This is a genomic window from Aeromonas lacus, assembly GCF_000764665.1.
GTDB classification, from domain to species: Bacteria; Pseudomonadota; Gammaproteobacteria; order Enterobacterales; family Aeromonadaceae; genus Aeromonas; species Aeromonas lacus.
This window is the reverse complement of sequence record NZ_JRGM01000135.1, coordinates 36,470-55,180: the sequence shown is the minus strand read 5'-3', so window position 1 is coordinate 55,180 and position 18,711 is coordinate 36,470. Positions and strand designations below refer to the sequence as shown.

Here is an 18,711-nt window from a genome sequence, read left to right as displayed (position 1 = left end):
TGCCACTGGCAAGCGGATAGCTCACAAAACCGTAGAAACGACAGAGGGATGGCTCGGCGCCATCCCTCTTTTTTATCCTTGCCTGTTAGCTGGTTGCAGCCTGATTACTCACCCTGCAGAGTCACCAGCACCTTGCGGGCGCCGCCATCGACACGATGCTCGCCAAGCCAGATCCCCTGCCAGGTGCCGAGCGCCAGCTGACCATCGCGGATTGGCAGTAGAAGACTCACCCCGAGCAGGGAGGATTTGATATGGGCGGGCATGTCATCCGCCCCCTCATAGGTGTGGCGATAGTAGGGGGCATCTTCCGGCGCCAGCCGGTGCAGATGGGCCTCCATATCGCTGCGTACACTGGGGTCGCAATTCTCGTTGAGGGTGAGCGAGGCGGAGGTGTGTTGCAGCAGCAGATGGGCCATGCCGATCCGGTAATCCGCCAGCATCGGCAGTTTGGCCACCAACTCGTCTGTCACCAGATGAAAGCCCCGCGAACGGGGCTTTAGGGTCAACAGGCACTGCTGCCACATCAGACGTATTCCATAAAGACGCGGGAGGTGAGCTTGGTGATGAGCTCGTAGGGGATGGTGCCAATCTCGTCGGCCACCCGCTCCACCGGCAGCCCCTCGCCCCACAGCACCGCCTCGTCACCCGCTTTGTCGGTAGCACCGGGCCCAAGATCGACGGTGCTCATATCCATGGAGACACGTCCGACTAACGGCACGATGCGGCCGTTGATCAGCACAGAAGTGCCGTTGGGCGCCATGCGCGGATAGCCGTCACCGTAGCCGATGGCGATCACCCCGAGTCGGGTATCGCGCTCGGACACCCAGTTAGCGCCATAGCCCACCGGCTCGCCCGCCTTGTGATCCCTCACTGCAATCAGTTGTGTCTTGAGGGTCATCACCGGCTGCAGATCGTAATCGGCCGCCACCGTGTTGGGGAAGGGCGAGACGCCATAGAGGATGACGCCGGGGCGCACCCAGTCACAGTGGGAGTCCGGCCAGGCCAGAATGCCCGCCGAGTTGGCCATGGCCCGCTCGCCCGCCAGCGGCGCGGTCAACTTGCTGAACAAGTCGATCTGCTCGCGGGTGGTGGGCTGCTCCAGCTCATCGGAGCGGCTGAAGTGGGTCATGATGTTGAACGGCTGCACCACGTTCTTGCACTTGCCGAGGCGCTCGATAAAGGCGGGCATCTCGTCGGCACGCACCCCGAGCCGGTGCATGCCGGTGTCGAGCTTGAGCCAGGCCACCACGGGGGCTGGCAACTCGACCTGCTCCAGCGCTTCGAGCTGCTCCCAGGTGTGAACCGCCGTCTGCAAGTTGTTGGCCGCCAGCACCGGCAGATCGTCGGCGGAGAAGAAACCCTCCAGCAGCACGATGGGCTTGACCACGGCGCAGGAGCGCAGCATCAGCGCCTCTTCGATCCGGGCCACTGCGTAGGCATCCGCATCCACCAGGGTGCGGGCGACCGGCAGCAGTCCGTGGCCATAGGCGTTAGCCTTGACCACAGCGATGATCTTGCAAGCGGGAGCGTGGCGCTTGACCACGGCGAGGTTGTGGCGCAAGGCCGCAGTGTTGATTTGGGCAGTAGCCGCTTTCATGGTTTTCCCTTACGAGGGCACAAATGGTCTCCCCCTCATCGGGCCGAAGACCGCCACTCACTTATCGTCGTCGAAGGCCGGACCGGCATAATTGTCGAACCGGGAAAACATGCTCTGACGGGCTGCCTCTCAATAAATGGCAAGCGGGTCAGAGCGGTGGTGGCAATCCTGACCACAGGATTGCCCTGATTGTTACTTATCAATAATCGTCATCAAACGCCGGACCGGCATAGTTGTCGAACCGGGAGAACTGACCCTGGAAGGTGAGGCGCACCCGGCCGATGGGGCCGTTACGCTGTTTGCCGATGATGATCTCGGCAATCCCTTTGTCCGGGCTGTCATCGTGATAAACCTCATCACGATAGATAAACATGATCAAGTCCGCATCCTGCTCGATGGAGCCAGATTCACGCAGATCCGAGTTGACCGGACGCTTGTCGGCTCGCTGTTCCAGGCTTCGGTTCAGCTGGGAGAGTGCCACTACCGGGCACTGCAGCTCTTTCGCCAGCGCCTTGAGGGAGCGGGAGATTTCACCGATCTCCAGGGTACGGTTGTCAGAGAGCGCCGGCACCCGCATCAGTTGCAGGTAGTCCACCATGATCATCGAGAGGCCGCCATGCTCGCGCGCCACCCGGCGGGCGCGGGAGCGCACATCGGTCGGGGTGAGGCCGGAGGCGTCATCGATATACATCTTGCCCTTCTCCAGCAGCAATCCCATGGTGGAGGAGAGGCGGGCCCAATCCTCGTCGTCGAGCTGACCGGTACGTACCTTGGTCTGGTCGATGCGACCGACCGAGGCGAGCATACGCATGATGATCTGCTCGGAGGGCATCTCCAGCGAGAAGATGAGCACCGGCTTGTCGGCAGTGAGGGCCGCATGCTCGCACAGGTTCATGGCAAAGGTGGTCTTGCCCATGGAGGGACGGGCGGCGACGATGACCAGATCCGAGCGCTGCAGGCCGGCGGTCATCTTGTCCAGATCGTTGTATCCGCTGGAGACGCCGGTCACCCCGTTGTGGGGGGTCTTGAACAGCTCTTCAATCTTGTCGACGGTCTGCTCGAGGATCAGCTTGAGCGGCTGGGGCCCCTCGTTGGCGCTGGTGCGCTGCTCGGCAATCTTGAATACCTTGCTCTCGGCCAGGTCGAGCAGATCGCCGGAGGTTCGCCCCTGTGGCTCGTAGCCCGCTTCGACGATCTCGTTGGCGACCGAGATCATCTCCCGCACCACCGCCCGCTCGCGCACGATTTCGGCGTAAGCGTTGATGTTGGCGGCACTCGGGGTGTTCTTGGCGATCTCAACCAGATAGGCGAAGCCACCTGCCTCCTCCAGCTGTTCGGAGCGCTCCAGCTCCTCCTGCAGGGTGATGAGGTCGATGGGGTTGCCCGCGTTGGAGAGGCGGGTCATGGCCTGGAAGATCAACCGGTGCGGACGGCTGTAGAAATCCTTGTCGATCACCCGCTCGGCGACCCGATCCCAGGCGTCGTTATCCAGCATCAGGCCGCCCAGTACGGACTGTTCGGCCTCAAAAGAGTGGGGGGGAACTTTCAGCTGTTGTGTCTTGGCGTCTTTTTTCGCCGTCACTTGCTCTGCCATACACATAAAAACCGCAGCGGGAAGGGGACGGGAATTTTACAAAAGAAAGCCAACTACGGCGAGCCCTATCTGGCGGCTCATATCATCATAAAGGGCCAGACCAGGGTTTGTTCGTTCTTGCTGCTTCTGGTTTTGCTGCGCATCTTGCGCTCTTTGCGGCTCAATCGTCTGCTTTTCATGCTGCACACTCCTGACATCGAGACCCACGCGAGGTGGTAATTCGTTCATGAATAATTCATGCCTGTCATGGTATTTATCGGCACAAGCTGCGACACATTTAGGGACAGGCAGCCTGCCATGCGCCTTGCTGAGCTTGCCTAAGCAGAGCATGCCCCAACTACAGACGAGAGTGAAAGAGTCAAAATGAAAAAGATGCTGACCCTGTTTGCCATGATCCTGGCCATCGGCCTGGGGGCACCGCACGCCGAGGCCAAGAAGTTTGGTGGCGGCAAATCCTTCGGCAAAAGTTACAAGACAGCGCCGGCACAGCCTGCGGCCAAACCGGTCGACAACAAGAACCCGACCCTGGGTGCCCAAACCCCGCCGAAGAAGAGCGGCATGATGGGTGGTCTGCTGGGCGGTCTGCTGGCCGGTGGCCTGTTTGCCTACCTGCTGGGCAGCGGCGCCTTTGAAGGTCTGCAAGGGATGGACTTCCTGCTGATCGCCCTGCTGGCACTGGGTGCCGTTTTCCTGTTCCGGGCCATGCGCCGGGGCAAGATGGGGGCGCCACAACCGCAACAAACGGCCTATGCCGGCTATCAGCCGCCCCAGAGCGCTGCCCCGCAGCAGTTTGAGCAGAGCAACAGCGCACCGCAAGCCACCGGCTTTGCCGACAGCGATGTGCCGTTCCGCCTGCCACCGGGCTTTGACATGAACGGCTTCCTGGCCGGTGCCCGCGACCACTACCGCACTCTGCAAGAGGCGTGGAACAAGAACGATCTGGAAAAAGTGCGCGAATACGTCAGCCCCGAGCTGTTCGAGCAGCTCAAAGCCGAGCGCGCCGAACTGACTGGCGACCAGCATACCGAAGTGATGTATGTGGATACCCAGCTGGTGCGCGCCGACTACGGCAGCGACTGGGCCCAGGTGAGCGTGCGCTTCAGCGGCCGCTACATGGACCGTCAGGAGCAGGTCGAGGAGGACATCAAGGAGGTGTGGCACCTCGAGCGCGATCTGGCCAAGAACAATGCCCCCTGGCATATCGTTGGTATCGAGCAGCTCTAATCGCAGCGCTCATAAAAAACCGCAGAGGCAGCCATCCGGCTGCCTCTTTTTTGCCTCACGGTCTGGCCGCACAAGTCGGATGAAGGCTTGTCAGGGCTGGTAAACGGCTATGGCAAGGTCCCTCTCCTGAAACCGGCTTGGCATAAGTCAAAATGAGGACATTTCAGCAAAACCTATAAATTAAATTTATAGTGGCAGAATGCGCGTCTCCTTGTGCCTTTAGCGCTGCCAGCGCGCCTTCAAGGGGATATGGCCGATCTAACCAAGAGGTCGCAGAGCGGAAAGCGACGAGTATGGACGGCAGGATAAAGGGAAAGAGCGGCTTATCGCCGGGATGCCAAGCGCCGGGCAGCAACAGCACAAGCGGCTCCAGTCATCGTCACAAGATAAAAAAATCCCCGGGCAAATCCCGGGGATTTGTTTGAATGGAGCCGCCAAATACGGCTCCTGTGATGGCTGTGCAAGGATGCTTAGTTGCACCCTTCAGTTGGAGTAGTGGTGTTCAGATAGCTCACCTCGTTGGCAGGCTGATAGCCAGCAACGTTGATGGTCTTATTGACCTCGATATACTCCTTCAGCACTGCAGCATCGACCAGGCCGGCGTTGATGGTATCGATCTTCGGATAGCCATCGCCACCGGAGGCACTGAAGCTCGGGATAGCGAAGCTGTAAGTAGCTGCCGGGTCAAACGCCTTGCCACCGATGCTGGTGATATTCACGCTCTTGGCCTGGCAATCCACCGCCATATTGATGCCGCCAAACTGGGCATAACCACCGGTGTTGCGGGTTTTGGTTGCAACCTGACCCAGATAGGTCGCCAGCTCGCTCCCCTTCATCACCGCCTTGTTGACCGTGTTGCCAAAGGGGTGCACCAGCAGCACGCTGCGATAGGTGATATCGCCAGCCGGGATGCTGTCACGCACACCGCCGGAGTTGACGATGCCGAAGTCAACGCCCAGCTTGCCGGTGGTCGCCGTCGTGATCAGGCGGCCAAGGTTGGTCTGCTTGTTGCGCACCGAGTTGCGATCCCCTACCAGCAAGCCATCTGCCGAGCCAATGACGACATTCAGCTCTTGCTGACCCTTCTCCTGATAGGTGAGCAGGGTGTTGTAGAGCTCGGGATCCTTCACGATCTCGTCCTGTACGAACTGCATCTTGGCCGGGTCTTTGGTCACGACACCGTTGGCATCGATCGCCTCGCCTTTGGCATTGCGCTTGATGAGGTTGACCGGGATCAGCTCATAGCTGGTCAGGGTCAGCTTGCCATTCTGGTAGTCAAACTGGGCACGGCCCACATATTTGCCCCACTCATGGGCCTGCATGATCCAGGTGCCGTTCTGCTGATCCGGCAGGCAGGCATCACCCGGCTTGAAGTTGGCGTACTTGTTCGCACTGCCCGGCTCCATGCAGACCGGATTCTGGGAGTGGCCGCCGATAATGGCATCCAGGGTACCGGCTGGCAGCTTGCGAGCCATCTCCACATCGCCCGGCGCGTTGCTGCCGTGCTGGCCATCGGCATAGTGGCCCATGTGGGTGATGGCGAAGACCAGATTGGCCTCCTTCTTGGCACGGATCTGCTTGCCCAGCTTGGCCGCTTCCGAGGTCGGATCGCGAAACTCCAGGGTTTTCACGTTGTCGGGATCCACCAGCTGGGCGGTATCCTCGGTGGTCAGGCCCAGCACGGCGACCTTGAGACCGTTCTCCAGCTTGAACACCTTGTAGGGGTCGAAGTAGTGCTTGCCGCTCGCCTTGTCATAGATGTTGGCGGAGAGCATGGGGAACCTGGCCCACTTGCGCTGCTTCTCGATCACGCTGAGGGGGTTGTCGAATTCGTGGTTGCCCACCGCCATGGCGTCGTAGCGGATGCTGTTCATCGCCATGAAATCGGGCTCGGCATCCTGCAGATCCGACTCGGGTACCCCGGTATTCACGTCACCGCCGGAGAGCACCAGCACAGTGCTGCCAGCCGCCTTGGCCTCGCTACGCAACCGCTCGACCAGCGTCTTCTGGGCGGCCATGCCATATTCGTTTTCCGCGTTATTCCAGAAACGGCCGTGGGTATCGTTGGTGTGCAGAATGGTCAGTTTGCAGACATTTTCGGTGCAGGGTGCAACGCTGTCGTTTTTGGAGATATTGCAACCCGTCAGTGCCGCCAGCACGGCCAGGGCCACGCCGCCTTTGATAACGTTATTATTCATTTCCATATCACCTTGATTGTTTTGTTATTTAGCGACCCCATCCAGCAGGTCGGGCCCAAATATAACAAACAACGAAGAAGAAATTTTCATCAGCGACTCACAAATGTTGTTAATTGTGATCGATGGCCAAACTTACCCTTTGCTACTGATTTTTAAATGCTTTTATTGAGGTGTTTCTCATTTGCAGCCATGTCTGGCCAAGCCCCACGACACGCGGTTTTGTGGCATACTCCCTCCCCCATGCCCGAGGAGTGTGTTGATGGCCAAGTACGACAAGATTTCCCCCGAGACCCAGCAGGAGGCGATGAAAATTGCCCGTGCCAACCAGAAGCCGGGGCAGACCAAGGAGCAGACCCAGCTTATCGCTCAGGGGATCCAGAAAGGGATCGACGAGTATAAAAAGCAGATGAAGGCGCGGGCTCGCGAAGCCAGTCGCCAGAAGAAGCTGCAGACCAAAGCGAAACAGAACCAGCAAGTGCAGCAAGACGAACAGGATGAAGCCCTTGAGGTCATCGAGGTCACTCGCCACCATCCGCTGCCATGGGCCCTGCTGGCCGCCAGCTGGCTCGGCTTTGTCGCCGTCTGGTTGTGGTTGCGCTAAGAGGCTGCAAACCTTTGTCCGGGATCCTCTTCACAGAGCCGGGCCATCAGGCTGGCCAGGCTAATTGAAGACTGATTAAATCTCGGCACTGTCTGTTCCCAGCCCAACTGTTGCTAATCCACGCTGTTGCCAACCCAAGCTGTCTGGTCATCTGTTTTCAGGAAATTCGTTATGAACCCCGCTCCGCTCTACCTGCTGGCCCCCTTTGTACTCTTTCTGGTGACCATGCTGCTCTATCGCATCTCGCCGCTGCGGGCCGTTGCCGTCGGCACAGTGCGCTGGTTTATTCTGCCCGCCTTTACCCTTTTTATTCTGCTGATCATCATCAATGGCGCCGCCGATCCCGCCCTGCGCAATCCCGCCTTCCACTGGTTGATGCCGGGCCTTGGCTTTGCCCTGAGCCTGTTTCCGGGTCTACCCAAGGCACTGGTGCCACGTCTGGCCATCAAGGAGGGCGCCTTTGCCGCCCTCGGCCTGATGCTGATGAGTCTGGCCATGGTCTACTGACCAGCTGGCCGCTGACGCTGACATGACTCAAGGGGTGCTCTGTGACGAGCGCCCCTTGTGCAATCAATAACCTGCAGGCATCTTGGTGCAAGGATCGCCAGCCAGGAGGCCAGATGGAGAATCCGCCCGATTTCATGGAGCTATGGGACTATCAGGATCCCGTCGCCACTGCCCAGCGCTTCGATGCCCTGTTGCCCGCAGCGCGCGCCGACCAGGATTTGCAGCTCGAGCTGGAGCTGCTGACCCAGATTGCCCGCACCCACGCCCTGCAACACCAGCCAGAGCAAGCCATACAGATCCTTGATGATGTAGAGAACCGCCTCACAGGGGCAACCCCCAAAGCCCGGGTCAGGTTGCATATCGAGCGGGGCCGCCTGTTCCATGCCGCTAGCGATCAGAGTCAGGCCAAAGCGCAGTTTGAGCAAGCCTGGCAGCAAGGGCTCAAGAGCAAGGAGCTCTATCTCGCCATTGATGCCGCCCAGATGGTGGCCATGACGGTGCTGCCGGCGGAGCAGAGCCGCTGGCATCAGTTGGGGATGGAGCTGGCCGAGCGCAGCCCGGATGAGCGGGTGCGCAGCTGGCTACCCGCCATTTACCACAATCTGGGCTGGACCCTGTTCGAGCTGGGGCGATTTGACGAGGCGAAAGCGCTGCAACAGAAGTGCCTGAGCTGGCATGAAGCGCATCAGGAGCAGGGCAAGGCTTTTATCGCCCGCTGGAGTCTGGCTCGCCTGAGCCGGGCCATGGGTCTGCATCAACAAGCCATGGCCGAACTGACCCAGCTCAAGGCCGATATGAGCGAAGCTGGCGCTGCGGAAGATGGCGATCTGTTCGAGGAGCTGGGGGAGAATGCGCTGGCGCTGGATGATCCGGCGGCGGCCGAATACTTTGCCCGCGCCTGGTTTCTGCTCTCGCGCGATAGCTGGAGCAAGAGCCATGAGGCTGAGCGGCTGGCCCGGCTCAAACGCCTCGCCAAACTCTGAACGACTCAAAAGATATGGGCGGCACTCTGGCCGCCCTTCTCTTTTGGCAAGCTGGTTCAGGCCAGATTGGCCTCTTCCCACCCCTGCTTCTTGCGATAGATGGTGGAGGGGCTGATCTCCAGCAACGCCGCCGCCTTGGGAATATTGCCATCACAGCTGGCGATGGCCTGCTCTATCACCTCTTTTTCCACCAGCCAGAGCGGCCGGATCGGCCCGCCAGCAGCGGGAGTGGCGGCTGTTGCAGCGGGTTGCTGGGCAGCTGCCGCTGTGACAGCCAGAGCACGCAAGCCATTGAGGGGCGGTGGCAGGATATCCGGGCTGACCAGCTCCTTGTCATTAAGCACGACGATGTTGCGCACCACGTTCTGCAGCTCGCGCACGTTGCCGGGCCAAGGGTAGTCGAGCAGCACCCGCGCCGCGGCGGCATCGAAGTCGCGAAAGCGCTTGTTCTCCTCCTTCGCATAGTTCTGCAGCAGGCTGCGGGCCAGCAGCAGAATATCCTCGCCCCGCTCCCTGAGCGGCGGCAGATAGAGGGGGATGACGTGGAGCCGGTAGTAGAGATCCTCGCGAAAACGGCCTGCTTTCACTTCCAGCAGGGGATCCCGGTTGGTGGCGCAGATAAAGCGCACATCCACGGTTTCCAGTTTGCCGCTGCCGACCCGCTGCAGGGTGCCGGTCTGTATAAAGCGCAGCAGCTTGCTCTGCAGGTCGAGATCCATCTCGCAGATCTCGTCGAGAAACAGGGTGCCGCCGTCCGCCAGACTGGCAGCCCCTTTGCGATCGCCCTGGGCTCCGGTGAAGGAGCCCTTCACATGGCCGAAGATCTCGCTCTCCATCAAATCGTGGGGAATGGCGGCGCAGTTGAGGGCGATAAAGGGCTGCTCGCGGCGCGGGCTGCACTGGTGGATCGCCTCGGCACACACCTCCTTGCCGGTACCGCTCTCGCCGGTGATAAAGACGGTCGCCTTGCTCGGCGCCGCGCTCTCGATGATGCGATAAACCGCCTGCATCGCCATGGAGGCACCGATAAAACCGAAGAAGGATTGCCGCTCGAAGTTCTCGCGATAGTGAGCGACCAGTGAGCTCAACTGCTGGTGTTTCAAGGCATTGCGGGCTGTGGCGCAGAGCCGCTTGCTGTCAAACGGCTTGGTCAGAAAATCGAAGGCACCGAGACGCATCGCCTCCACCGCCACATCCACCGAGCCGTGGGCAGTGATCACTACCACGGCGCAGGGGAGCTGTTGTTCGGTGATCTGTTGCAGGATCTCCATGCCCGACATGTCGGGCAACTCCAGATCAAGCAGCACCACCGGAGGGGGGCTCGTCAGCAACACCTCCAGCGCCTGCTGTCCGCAATCGGCCAGCACCACCTCATAGCCATCCTGGCGCAGGTACTGCTCATAAACTACAGCCAGACTCCGGGTATCTTCCACCAACAGGACACGGGGTGCGTTCTCAGCCACAGGATTGATCCTTGTTAATTGATTTTGTTCTTTATTTTTAGCGCTACCGCTGATATCCACATGCGCAATGCTCTCAGTTTATCCCGCGAAACGAGAGGATGCGCAAGTAAAAACGGCTCCTTAAGGAGCCGTTTTCATCGATACAAAGGAATTACTTCTTGGCGTCTTCTGCAGCTGGCTTCTCGATAGCCAGCAGCTCGACGTCAAACACCAGCACGGCGTTAGCCGGGATGGAGCCAGCACCGTGCTCGCCGTAGGCCAGCTTGGACGGCAGGAAGAACTTGAACTTGGAGCCAACCGGCATCAGCTGTACGCCTTCGGTCCAGCCCGGGATAACCTGGTTGAGCGGGAAGGTCGCCGGCTCGCCACGGTCAACGGAGCTGTCGAACTTGGTGCCATCGGTCAGAGTACCGGTGTAGTGAACCTTGACGATGTCGGTCGCCTTCGGCTTGGCGCCAGTGCCCATCTTCTCGACCTGATACTGCAGGCCGGATTCAGTGCTCTTCACGCCCTCTTTCTTGGCGTTGGCGGCCAGGAACTCTTCGCCTTTCTTCAGATTCTCAACGGCATCTTTCTCGGCTTTAGCCTTGGTCAGCTCGTTGATCTTGGCGTCGTACTGCTGCAGTACTTTCTGGATCTCTTCGTCGGTCATCTTGGCTTCTTTGCCCAGACCATCGGTGACCCCTTTCAGGATGACGGCGTTGTCCAGCTTGATACCCAGCTCCTGCTGGCGCTCCAGGGTGTTGGCAATGTAGCGACCCATGGAGAGGCCGATGGCGTAACCGGATTGCTCTTCAAAGCTCTGCGCCTTGGTAGACGCTGCCGGTTTGCTGGCCTCTGCCTTCACCTCGGCGCTATTGGCAGCCGGCTTCTCGTCTTTTTGGCAAGCAGTCAGACCTACGGCAACCGCCGCAGCCAACAGGGACACCTTCAGAAATTTGTTCATCAGTTTCTCCAAACTCCAAATACCGCTCTCGGTTCCATCGTGAAATGAGAGGTTTATCGTGATAAGCGCCTTATACTAACGCCGTGATTGCAGGTAACAAAAGCGTGAGACATCAAAAATGATAAAAAGTGCCATTTATCTGCTAGGGCTCTGCCTCATGCTCACCGGCTGCGAGCAGAGTGCCCGACCAGACCGGCAACTTTCCCTCGCCAGCTCCGGTCTGCTCGCCGCCGATCTGGCCAGTGACGGCAAGCAGGCCATCGTCTCCAGCCTCGGCCAGGGGGTCGTGGTCTGGGATCTGGAGCAGAACCGCCAGCGCTGGCGCTGGAAACAATCCGACTCCCCCGATGACCTGGTCTCCATCGTCCGTTTTGCGCAAGGGGATAGTCACGCCGTGACCGCCGCAGCCACCACCTTTGCCATCTGGCAACTCCAGAACGGCCAATCGCAAGGCTACTACTCGCTTCCTGAATCCAGGCTGAGGGACATTGCTCTCTCGGCTGATGGACGCAATGTGCTGATCGGACGTGAAGATGGCAAAGCGGAGTGGGTCGACACCCAAACCGGACGGCGCTTGCAGTTTCTCGGTCACACCGAGCAGATCAATACGGTGGATCTCTCCGCCAACGGCCGTTATGCCCTGACCGGTGGCAACGACTACAGCGCCTATCTGTGGGATACCCGCAGCGGTCAGGTAGTCTGGCGCTTCAACCATGGCGGCCGGGTAGTGATGGCACGGCTGGAGCCGGGCGGTCGCTACGCCTTCACCGCGGACAGCAGCCGGGGCAGCATCTGGGATCTGAAAACCGGCAAAGAGGTGAGCCAGCTGCAATTCGGGCACAGGTTCGAGGTCTACACCAGCGCCCGCTTCGCCAACGACGGCAAGTGGCTCATCACCGGTGCCCCTTCCCGCCAGCTCTCGCTATGGCAGGTGAGCGATGGCGCCCTGTTGCAGAGCTGGCTGGTTTCGCCCCATCCCAAGGTAAAACCGCCCAGTGCAGTGGTCTACGGCGTGGCTTTGCGCGACAATAGCCACCTTGTCAGCGCCAGCTCCAGTGGCCTGGCCGAAATCTGGACCATCAAGTAAGGACCCGCAGGCCCATGAGTCAGCATTTAAACGAACGCATCGAAACCCTGGAAACCCGTCTCGCCTATGCGGAGTACACCATAGAGCTGCTCAACGACGAGGTCACCACCCAGGGGCGCGAGCTCGACCGGCTCAAGCACCAGATCCAGCTGCTGATCGACAAGCTCAAGAGCGTGCAACCGAGCCAGATCGCCAGCATGGCCGAAGAGACCCCGCCCCCTCACTACTGATGGGTGGCGCCTGTCCGGCAAATGTTGCCCAATAAAAAACCCGCGATAAATCGCGGGTTTTTTATCATCGGCGTGGCCGTGATCAGTGGTGATGGCCCTTGCCACCACAACCGCCGCCACCGCAGCAGCCGCCATGACCATGGTCGTCGCCGTGGTCATGCTCGTGGCTGTGACCGGCACCGCCACAGCAACCGCCGTGAGCTTGCTCTTCGTCGTGGTCGTGACCGTGACCACCGCAGCAACCGCCATGGCCGTGATCGTGGTCATGACCATGGTCGTGACCGCAACCGCCGGCACCGTGAACGTGGCCGTGAGCCAGCTCTTCGGCAGTGGCAGCGCGCACGTCCTTGATCTCGACCTTGAAGCCCAGAGTCACGCCAGCCAGCGGATGGTTGCCATCCACTTTGACGAACTCTTCGGACACTTCAACCACGGTCACCGGACGGTGGCCATCGTCGGTTTCAGCTACGAAAGTATCCCCTTCGGAGACTTCCATGCCGTCGAACAGCTCGCCCGGCACTTCCTGCACCAGAGACTCGTCGTATTCGCCGTAGGCCTGGCTCGGGGTCAGGGTCACTTCGAAGGCTTCACCTACCGCACGACCTTCCAGCTCGGCTTCGAGGCCGGAAACCAGATAACGGGTGCCGTGCAGATAGACCAGCGGCTCTTTGCCGACAGTGCTGTCGATGACTTCACCGTGCTCGTCGGTGACTGTGTATTCCAGCGTAACCACGCTCAGAGGAGCTACTTTCATGTCAGGATCCTGCGGATAGAAAAAAACGGGCCCAGAATAACCTAAAAAGCGGGCCGCGCATATGCCATGCCCCGTCAGCGGGCGATGAAAAAAACGGCGATGCTACCAGTTTGGGCAACAACTCCCTGCACTCTTTATGGCTATCAGGGACGAAATACGCCGATCACCTCTTCGGCTTCACGGGTTACCCGCTCCACCTCTTCCGGCGTCTGCACCTGGGTATCACCGCAGGCGACGCAGGTCACCTTCTCGACTCCATGCTCCATATACAGCATCATGTTGTCCAACTTGCCGCACGCCGGGCAAACCGCACCGGCAATAAAGCGTTTTTTACGTCTGGTTTCCATATTTGTTACCTCCAGGCAGCATCATATCAGGGTTTTTACATGCATCACGCCATCGAGTATCACCATTTTTCCTGTCACGGCCTGCAGGCTGGCAACCGCAAACGCACGCCGGTCGGACAACTGCTGCGGATCACCCGGGGCGCGGCGCTGCTGAGACTTGGCCAGCATGAACTCCTGCTGCCGGCTGGCAGCTGCTTCTGGCTCTGTGCCGATGCGCTGGCCGCCTTCAGCCCGCTCAGCGGTTGTGATTACGATCAGCTGAACGTCTCTTTGCGCGTGACCCAGCCGCAGAAGGCAGGCTGGCTGCAAGCCACGCCCCTGCTCGATGTCCTGCTCGACTCCCTTGCCCTGTGGCAACGGCCGCAAGAGTGGCAAGGGGCCTATGGCCACCGCCTGCAGGTGATCCTCGATGAACTGCAGCAATGCACCATCCAGCCACAGGATAATGAAGCGCTGCAGCAATGCTGGCAGGCTTTGTCCCGCGGCGAAGCACAAGCCCTGACTCAGTGGCAGCAACTTGGCGACGTACCGCTGGCAGGGGAAGAACTACAACAACAGTGGCAACTGCTGCAGGCACTCAGACTCCTCAAGGGGGGCAGCAAAGCCGCTCAGGTCGCCAACAAACTGGGTTATGGCGATGCAGCTACTCTGCAAGCTGCTTGCCAGCGCTGGGGAGTGGTACAAGATAAGGGGGAATAGGGCCGTCCGGAGCCAATGAGCTAAAATCTTGGCTGATTGAGTCCAGCTTTTTGCCAGATGGCCGTTAACAAAGGGGCCATCGCCCCCGCAATCCTTTATGCTAGAGGCCAGAAATGACAGCCACCGTTTCGACCAACAGGACACCTGCCATGACGAGCAAAGCCAATCAATCACAGGGCATGTTGCTGTTTCATCTCTCTGCCAAGCAATCTTTTGCCATCGGCACTCTCAAGGTGAAGGAGATAGTGCCCTATACCCAGCTGACGGCCATGCCCCACTCTCACCCCACCGTGCTGGGAGCGGCCAACATGCGCGGTTCCACCATTCCGGTAATCGACATGGCGATGGCGGTGGGCTATCGCCCCATCAGCAAGGAGGAGATGCCGCACTGCTTTATCATCATCACCGATTGCCGCCGCACTCTGGTCGGTTTTCTGGTGCGCGGCATCGACAAGATCACCGAGTGCAACTGGCGCGATATCGAGCCGCCTCCCACTTCGCTGGGTCACAACGTCTTTGTGACCGGGGTAACCCGGGTCAACGATCAGCTGATCCAGTTGCTGGACGTCGAACTCATCCTGTCGCGGGTCTACCCCGATGACCCGAGCCACCTCTATCCGGTGCTGACCGATGTGCAGCGCGAGCGGATCAAGCCGATGCGGATCCTGCTGGTGGATGACTCCTCCGTCGCCCGTCGCCAGCTGATGGCGGCGCTCGACTACATCAATATCCCCTATGAGGTGAGCACCAATGGCAAGGACGCGCTGACCCTGATGCAGGAGCGGGCAAGCCAGAAAACACCGATCGACATTCTGGTGAGCGATATCGAAATGCCGGGGCTCGATGGCTACGAACTCGCCTTCGAGGTGCAAAGCGACAGCAAGCTGGCCGGCGCCTACATCATTCTGCATACCTCTCTTTCGAGCGAAATCAGCGTCGAACGTGCCCATCAGGTGGGCGCCCACGAGGCGTTGACCAAGTTTGAGGCCAACGAGCTGATCCAGGCCATGCTGCGCGGTGCCGAGCACCACGACAAACTGCTGGTCTGATCCCCATCCGGCGGGCAGCCCTGCTCGCCGGTTTGTCATCATATCTATCGCTGTAGCGGATCATCGCCATGCTCACAGAAAGCCACTTCCACGCCCCATGGTGGGCACGCAATCCCCACCTGCAAACCATTCTGCCCAAATGGCTGCGCCGGACTCCGGCACGATTTGTGGCCGAGCGCTTCGAACTGACTGACGGGGATTTTGTCGATCTCGCATGGAGCGGCGAGATCACGGCTGATACGCAGCCGCTGGTGGTGGTATTTCATGGCCTGGAGGGGAGCATCCACTCCCACTACGCCAAGGGGCTGTTTGGCCATCTGCAACAACAGGGGATGGCGGCGGTACTGATGCACTTTCGCGGCTGCAGTGGCGAGCCAAATCGCCAACTGCAGGCCTATCACTCCGGCGCCATTAACGATGCCCAAGAGGTTATTGCCGAGCTGAGCCGGCGTTTTCCGGACAAGCCATTGATCGCCATCGGTTTCTCACTGGGGGGGAATATGCTGGTCAATCTGCTGGCGCGCGCCTGCCCTGCGGCGCTGAAGGCGGCGGTGGTGGTCTCGGCCCCGCTGCAACTGGCCAGCTGTGCCGAGCGGGTCAATCAGGGATTTTCCAAGGTTTATCAGAACTACCTGCTGCGCACCATGCGCCGCAATCTGTTAAACAAGATCAGTCAGCAGCAAAAAGCGGGCGAGCGCTGGCAACCAAAGCAAGTGGAACAAATTGCCACTCTACGCGACTTTGACGAACAGGTGACCGCGCCGCTGCATGGCTTCAATAGCGCCAGCCACTACTACCAGAGCTGCTCGGGGCTACCACTGCTGGGCCAGATCCCCATCCCTACCCTGATCCTGCACGCCGCCGACGATCCCTTTATGTCCGACGCCGTCATCCCGCGCCCCGAGCAGCTCTCGCCCCATGTGCGCTATGAATTGAGCCGTCGTGGCGGTCATGTCGGCTTCCTGCACGGCACCCCGTGGCGTCCCCGCTTCTGGCTGGACGAGCGGATCAGCCGCTGGATCGCCGAACAGAGTCAGGCCGCGACACAGAACTGATTGCGCCCCGACTCCTTGGCCCGATAGAGCGCCTGATCAGCCCGCTCCAGCAGCTGGCTTGCACTTTCACCGGGCAGTAGTGTGGCAATCCCCTGACTCACCGTCACCCAGGAGGCGATATCGGAAGCCTGATGCTCCAGCTGCAGGCTGGCCATCCCGTCCTGCAGCCGCCGCGCCACCTCACGAGCCCCCTGCTGATCCGCATCCGGCAGCAACAGGACAAACTCCTCACCGCCATAACGGGCAACCAAATCTGACGGGGTACGAACCGAATGGGTGAGCTCGGTTGCCACCTCCTTGAGACATATGTCCCCGGCCTGATGACCATAGCGGTCGTTGAAACGCTTGAAGTAGTCCACATCAATGAGAATGAGAGAGAGAGGCATGCCGCTCTCACTGCTATGGGCAAGCCCTCGCTCCAGTTCGACATTGAAGTGACGCCGGTTGGCCACGCCAGTCAGCGGATCCTGCTTGGCCAGCCGGTCAAGGCGGCGCAGCAGGGCCAGATTCTCGTGTTCGCGCACGATCGCCAGCTCGAACCAGCGGTTGAGCATTCGTCGTCCCACTTCCAGTGCGATAATGCCGAACAGCACGCCAAGCAGGTAGACCTGGGGAAAATCGACCTGCAAAAAAAGCGCGACTCCCACGCCAGCGGTCAGCGGCCCCAACAGATAGCCGTAAAACACCTTGCGATCGGGATAAAACGCGATGAGTGCCGCCAGCAGGTTGAGCCGCATGATCCCGTGGGCATAACTGAGGCCGCCACGCAGCTCGACCTGACCAAGGGTGTAGATATGCAGGGTCCAGATCCCCCCCCAGATCACCATCACCAGCGCCGCTATCCGCAACCAGGTGCGATCCTGCAGATGGTCACAAAACAGGCTGATAACAGGTAGCAACAACAACGCCACCATCACCAGGGCCAGCTCACTCTGAAAACTCCATGGCAGCATGTGATCACTGGCAAGGCCAGCCTGGCTGTAGACCTCATAACGAATCGCCAGAAACAGCACCACCAGCCAGTTCAGCAACCAGAACCACGCCATGCCGCGACCAATGGCCTGCCGGCGCGCCTGATCCAGATGATCCGCCAGGGTTAACGGCGCACTGCGCTGCTCTTCAGACAACATCTCTCGGACTCCGGCGAAAAAAGTAGAAATTGGTTGCACTCGCGCAATTCAACACAACAATAGCTCGGTGGTTATATCTTTTTGCATCGAGATCCCTTCATGATAATTCCCTGGCAAGAGTTGGATGCCGACACCCTGACCAACCTGATCGAACATTTCGTACTGCAGGAAGGAACCGAGTATGGCGAACAGGATGTATCACTGGGTACCAAGGTTGAGGAAGTGCGCAACCAATTACAGCAAGGCAAGGCGGTGATCGTCTACAGCGAGCTGCACGAGTCGGTCAATATTGTGCCCAAAGATCGCTTTGACGAGTCGGCTTGACCGAACCCAAAGCCTGCCTTTATAACGGAATTTCCAAGGAAGAGAGAATTCTATGTCGGCCAAGCACCCCATTATTGCCGTCACCGGTTCATCCGGTGCCGGCACCTCCACCTCCACTATCGCCTTTCGCTCCATGTTTCATCAGCTTGGTTACCTGGCGGCAGTGGTCGAGGGTGACAGTTTTCACCGCTACACCCGCCCCGAGATGGACGTAGCGATCCGCAAGGCCCGTGAACAGGGACGCCATATCAGCTATTTTGGCCCCGAGGCCAATGATTTCGGGCTGCTGGAGAGTTTCTTTCAGGGCTATGGCCAGGATGGCACCGGCCAGTACCGTCGCTATCTGCACAGCTTTGATGAAGCGGTGCCCTTCAACCAGATGCCCGGCACCTTCACCCCCTGGCAGCATCTGCCGAACGATACCGACCTGCTCTTCTATGAGGGGTTGCACGGCGGCGTGGTCACCGAAGATCACAATGTGGCACGCCACGTGGATTTTCTTATCGGCGTGGTGCCCATCGTCAACCTGGAGTGGATCCAGAAACTCATTCGCGACACCTCGGAGCGGGGTCACTCCCGTGAGGCGGTAACCGACTCCATTGTTCGTTCGATGGATGACTACATCAACTTCATTACCCCGCAGTTTTCCCGCACCCACATCAACTTCCAGCGGGTACCGACGGTGGATACCTCCAACCCTTTCAGCGCCAAGGTGATCCCGAGCCTGGACGAGAGTATGCTGGTGATCCGGTTTCGCGGCATCAAGCAGGTCGATTTCCCTTACCTGCTTTCGATGATCGACGGCTCATTCATGTCGCGGATGAACACAATCGTTGTTCCGGGTGGCAAAATGGGCTTTGCGATGGAGCTGATCCTCAAGCCGCTGATCCAGCAACTGCTCGAAACGGGCAAAATCACCTGAT

21 protein-coding genes are annotated in these 18,711 nt (G+C 59.5%); 11 read left to right on the top strand and 10 right to left on the bottom strand.

The genetic code is table 11. The features are described 5' to 3' along the window. Positions 1 to 104: 104 nt before the first annotated feature. The 4 genes from LG31_RS0111595 to LG31_RS21275 all read right to left on the bottom strand — a co-directional run bounded on the left by LG31_RS0111595 (position 105) and on the right by LG31_RS21275 (position 3,419). Entirely contained in the window at positions 105 to 524 is a 420-nt protein-coding gene (locus LG31_RS0111595) for a secondary thiamine-phosphate synthase enzyme YjbQ (RefSeq protein WP_033114624.1), read from the bottom strand. Next, positions 524 to 1,597, bottom strand: coding sequence for an alanine racemase (gene alr / locus LG31_RS0111590; protein WP_033114623.1), 1,074 nt, complete (start codon positions 1,595 to 1,597; stop codon positions 524 to 526). Before alr ends, LG31_RS0111595 begins: the two co-directional genes overlap by 1 nt. Before the next feature lie 199 nt (positions 1,598 to 1,796). After that, positions 1,797 to 3,191 (bottom strand): replicative DNA helicase, encoded by a 1,395-nt coding sequence (gene dnaB, locus LG31_RS0111585; protein ID WP_033114622.1) that lies wholly within the window; start codon positions 3,189 to 3,191, stop codon positions 1,797 to 1,799. A gap of 36 nt (positions 3,192 to 3,227) precedes the next feature. Then, positions 3,228 to 3,419 (bottom strand): hypothetical protein, encoded by a 192-nt coding sequence (locus LG31_RS21275; protein WP_033114621.1) that lies wholly within the window; start codon positions 3,417 to 3,419, stop codon positions 3,228 to 3,230. A gap of 135 nt (positions 3,420 to 3,554) precedes the next feature. On the opposite strand from LG31_RS21275, the gene LG31_RS0111575 reads away from it, so the two are divergent. Next, positions 3,555 to 4,415, top strand: a complete 861-nt coding sequence (locus tag LG31_RS0111575) for a Tim44 domain-containing protein (protein WP_033114620.1) — start codon at positions 3,555 to 3,557, stop codon at positions 4,413 to 4,415. A gap of 470 nt (positions 4,416 to 4,885) precedes the next feature. Here the strand turns inward: LG31_RS0111575 and ushA are convergent, their stop codons facing one another. Continuing rightward, positions 4,886 to 6,613 (bottom strand): bifunctional UDP-sugar hydrolase/5'-nucleotidase UshA, encoded by a 1,728-nt coding sequence (gene ushA / locus LG31_RS0111570; RefSeq protein ID WP_033114619.1) that lies wholly within the window; start codon positions 6,611 to 6,613, stop codon positions 4,886 to 4,888. Positions 6,614 to 6,872: 259 nt separating this feature from the next. Here ushA and LG31_RS0111565 point away from each other — a divergent pair, with 259 nt between their 5' ends. From LG31_RS0111565 to LG31_RS0111555, 3 genes are all read left to right on the top strand, one after another. Then, the gene (locus LG31_RS0111565) at positions 6,873 to 7,214 is read left to right on the top strand and encodes a DUF2956 domain-containing protein (protein WP_033114618.1); all 342 of its coding nucleotides are present in this window, start codon (positions 6,873 to 6,875) and stop codon (positions 7,212 to 7,214) included. Positions 7,215 to 7,385: 171 nt separating this feature from the next. Beyond that, positions 7,386 to 7,721 (top strand): hypothetical protein, encoded by a 336-nt coding sequence (locus LG31_RS0111560; RefSeq protein ID WP_033114617.1) that lies wholly within the window; start codon positions 7,386 to 7,388, stop codon positions 7,719 to 7,721. A 113-nt stretch (positions 7,722 to 7,834) separates the two neighbouring features. Next, positions 7,835 to 8,704 (top strand): tetratricopeptide repeat protein, encoded by an 870-nt coding sequence (locus LG31_RS0111555; protein WP_033114616.1) that lies wholly within the window; start codon positions 7,835 to 7,837, stop codon positions 8,702 to 8,704. 56 nt (positions 8,705 to 8,760) lie between these two features. Here LG31_RS0111555 and LG31_RS0111550 read toward each other — a convergent pair whose 3' ends face one another. Next, complete coding sequence (locus LG31_RS0111550; RefSeq protein ID WP_033114615.1) at positions 8,761 to 10,167, bottom strand: sigma-54-dependent transcriptional regulator; 1,407 nt, start codon at positions 10,165 to 10,167, stop codon at positions 8,761 to 8,763. Positions 10,168 to 10,318: 151 nt separating this feature from the next. After that, positions 10,319 to 11,113, bottom strand: a complete 795-nt coding sequence (gene fkpA, locus LG31_RS0111545) for an FKBP-type peptidyl-prolyl cis-trans isomerase (RefSeq protein ID WP_033114614.1) — start codon at positions 11,111 to 11,113, stop codon at positions 10,319 to 10,321. A 118-nt stretch (positions 11,114 to 11,231) separates the two neighbouring features. On the opposite strand from fkpA, the gene LG31_RS0111540 reads away from it, so the two are divergent. Together LG31_RS0111540 and LG31_RS0111535 are read left to right on the top strand one after the other, a co-directional pair. Continuing rightward, entirely contained in the window at positions 11,232 to 12,200 is a 969-nt protein-coding gene (locus tag LG31_RS0111540) for a WD40 repeat domain-containing protein (protein WP_033114613.1), read from the top strand. Positions 12,201 to 12,214: 14 nt separating this feature from the next. Continuing rightward, a complete protein-coding gene (locus LG31_RS0111535; RefSeq protein ID WP_033114612.1) occupies positions 12,215 to 12,430 on the top strand; it encodes a SlyX family protein in 216 nt (71 codons plus the stop codon). A gap of 82 nt (positions 12,431 to 12,512) precedes the next feature. Here LG31_RS0111535 and slyD read toward each other — a convergent pair whose 3' ends face one another. After that, positions 12,513 to 13,184, bottom strand: coding sequence for a peptidylprolyl isomerase (gene slyD, locus LG31_RS0111530; protein ID WP_033114611.1), 672 nt, complete (start codon positions 13,182 to 13,184; stop codon positions 12,513 to 12,515). Between the two features lie 143 nt (positions 13,185 to 13,327). Next, positions 13,328 to 13,531, bottom strand: a complete 204-nt coding sequence (locus tag LG31_RS0111525; RefSeq protein WP_033114610.1) for a YheV family putative zinc ribbon protein — start codon at positions 13,529 to 13,531, stop codon at positions 13,328 to 13,330. A gap of 39 nt (positions 13,532 to 13,570) precedes the next feature. Here LG31_RS0111525 and LG31_RS0111520 point away from each other — a divergent pair, with 39 nt between their 5' ends. From LG31_RS0111520 to LG31_RS0111510, 3 genes are all read left to right on the top strand, one after another. Beyond that, positions 13,571 to 14,230, top strand: a complete 660-nt coding sequence (locus LG31_RS0111520; protein WP_033114609.1) for a hypothetical protein — start codon at positions 13,571 to 13,573, stop codon at positions 14,228 to 14,230. Positions 14,231 to 14,379: 149 nt separating this feature from the next. Continuing rightward, positions 14,380 to 15,279 carry a chemotaxis protein gene (locus LG31_RS0111515; RefSeq protein WP_033114608.1) on the top strand — a complete coding sequence of 300 codons (900 nt, stop codon included), beginning with the start codon at positions 14,380 to 14,382 and terminating at the stop codon, positions 15,277 to 15,279. Positions 15,280 to 15,347: 68 nt separating this feature from the next. Continuing rightward, complete coding sequence (locus LG31_RS0111510; protein ID WP_033114607.1) at positions 15,348 to 16,334, top strand: hydrolase; 987 nt, start codon at positions 15,348 to 15,350, stop codon at positions 16,332 to 16,334. Here LG31_RS0111510 and LG31_RS0111505 read toward each other — a convergent pair. Then, on the bottom strand, positions 16,313 to 17,464 hold the full coding sequence (locus LG31_RS0111505) for a GGDEF domain-containing protein (protein ID WP_033114606.1): 1,152 nt from the start codon (positions 17,462 to 17,464) through the stop codon (positions 16,313 to 16,315). The genes LG31_RS0111510 and LG31_RS0111505 overlap by 22 nt on opposite strands. A 99-nt stretch (positions 17,465 to 17,563) precedes the next feature. Between LG31_RS0111505 and LG31_RS0111500 the strand changes: the two genes are divergently transcribed. Together LG31_RS0111500 and LG31_RS0111495 are read left to right on the top strand one after the other, a co-directional pair. After that, entirely contained in the window at positions 17,564 to 17,788 is a 225-nt protein-coding gene (locus LG31_RS0111500; RefSeq protein ID WP_033114605.1) for a YheU family protein, read from the top strand. A gap of 52 nt (positions 17,789 to 17,840) precedes the next feature. Beyond that, complete coding sequence (locus LG31_RS0111495; RefSeq protein WP_033114604.1) at positions 17,841 to 18,710, top strand: phosphoribulokinase; 870 nt, start codon at positions 17,841 to 17,843, stop codon at positions 18,708 to 18,710. The last annotated feature ends 1 nt before the right edge of the window (position 18,711 follow it).

Coding starts and splice junctions, on each gene's coding strand:
- LG31_RS21275 (WP_033114621.1), bottom strand. CDS start 3,419: ATGAACGAATTACCACCTCGCGTGGGTCTCGATGTCAGGAGTGTGCAG.
- LG31_RS0111540 (WP_033114613.1), top strand. CDS start 11,232: ATGATAAAAAGTGCCATTTATCTGCTAGGGCTCTGCCTCATGCTCACC.
- LG31_RS0111505 (WP_033114606.1), bottom strand. CDS start 17,464: ATGTTGTCTGAAGAGCAGCGCAGTGCGCCGTTAACCCTGGCGGATCAT.
- LG31_RS0111555 (WP_033114616.1), top strand. CDS start 7,835: ATGGAGAATCCGCCCGATTTCATGGAGCTATGGGACTATCAGGATCCC.
- LG31_RS0111595 (WP_033114624.1), bottom strand. CDS start 524: ATGTGGCAGCAGTGCCTGTTGACCCTAAAGCCCCGTTCGCGGGGCTTT.
- ushA (WP_033114619.1), bottom strand. CDS start 6,613: ATGAATAATAACGTTATCAAAGGCGGCGTGGCCCTGGCCGTGCTGGCG.
- LG31_RS0111500 (WP_033114605.1), top strand. CDS start 17,564: ATGATAATTCCCTGGCAAGAGTTGGATGCCGACACCCTGACCAACCTG.
- LG31_RS0111565 (WP_033114618.1), top strand. CDS start 6,873: ATGGCCAAGTACGACAAGATTTCCCCCGAGACCCAGCAGGAGGCGATG.
- LG31_RS0111495 (WP_033114604.1), top strand. CDS start 17,841: ATGTCGGCCAAGCACCCCATTATTGCCGTCACCGGTTCATCCGGTGCC.
- LG31_RS0111515 (WP_033114608.1), top strand. CDS start 14,380: ATGACGAGCAAAGCCAATCAATCACAGGGCATGTTGCTGTTTCATCTC.
- alr (WP_033114623.1), bottom strand. CDS start 1,597: ATGAAAGCGGCTACTGCCCAAATCAACACTGCGGCCTTGCGCCACAAC.
- LG31_RS0111520 (WP_033114609.1), top strand. CDS start 13,571: ATGCATCACGCCATCGAGTATCACCATTTTTCCTGTCACGGCCTGCAG.
- LG31_RS0111535 (WP_033114612.1), top strand. CDS start 12,215: ATGAGTCAGCATTTAAACGAACGCATCGAAACCCTGGAAACCCGTCTC.
- dnaB (WP_033114622.1), bottom strand. CDS start 3,191: ATGGCAGAGCAAGTGACGGCGAAAAAAGACGCCAAGACACAACAGCTG.
- fkpA (WP_033114614.1), bottom strand. CDS start 11,113: ATGAACAAATTTCTGAAGGTGTCCCTGTTGGCTGCGGCGGTTGCCGTA.
- LG31_RS0111560 (WP_033114617.1), top strand. CDS start 7,386: ATGAACCCCGCTCCGCTCTACCTGCTGGCCCCCTTTGTACTCTTTCTG.
- LG31_RS0111510 (WP_033114607.1), top strand. CDS start 15,348: ATGCTCACAGAAAGCCACTTCCACGCCCCATGGTGGGCACGCAATCCC.
- LG31_RS0111575 (WP_033114620.1), top strand. CDS start 3,555: ATGAAAAAGATGCTGACCCTGTTTGCCATGATCCTGGCCATCGGCCTG.
- LG31_RS0111525 (WP_033114610.1), bottom strand. CDS start 13,531: ATGGAAACCAGACGTAAAAAACGCTTTATTGCCGGTGCGGTTTGCCCG.
- slyD (WP_033114611.1), bottom strand. CDS start 13,184: ATGAAAGTAGCTCCTCTGAGCGTGGTTACGCTGGAATACACAGTCACC.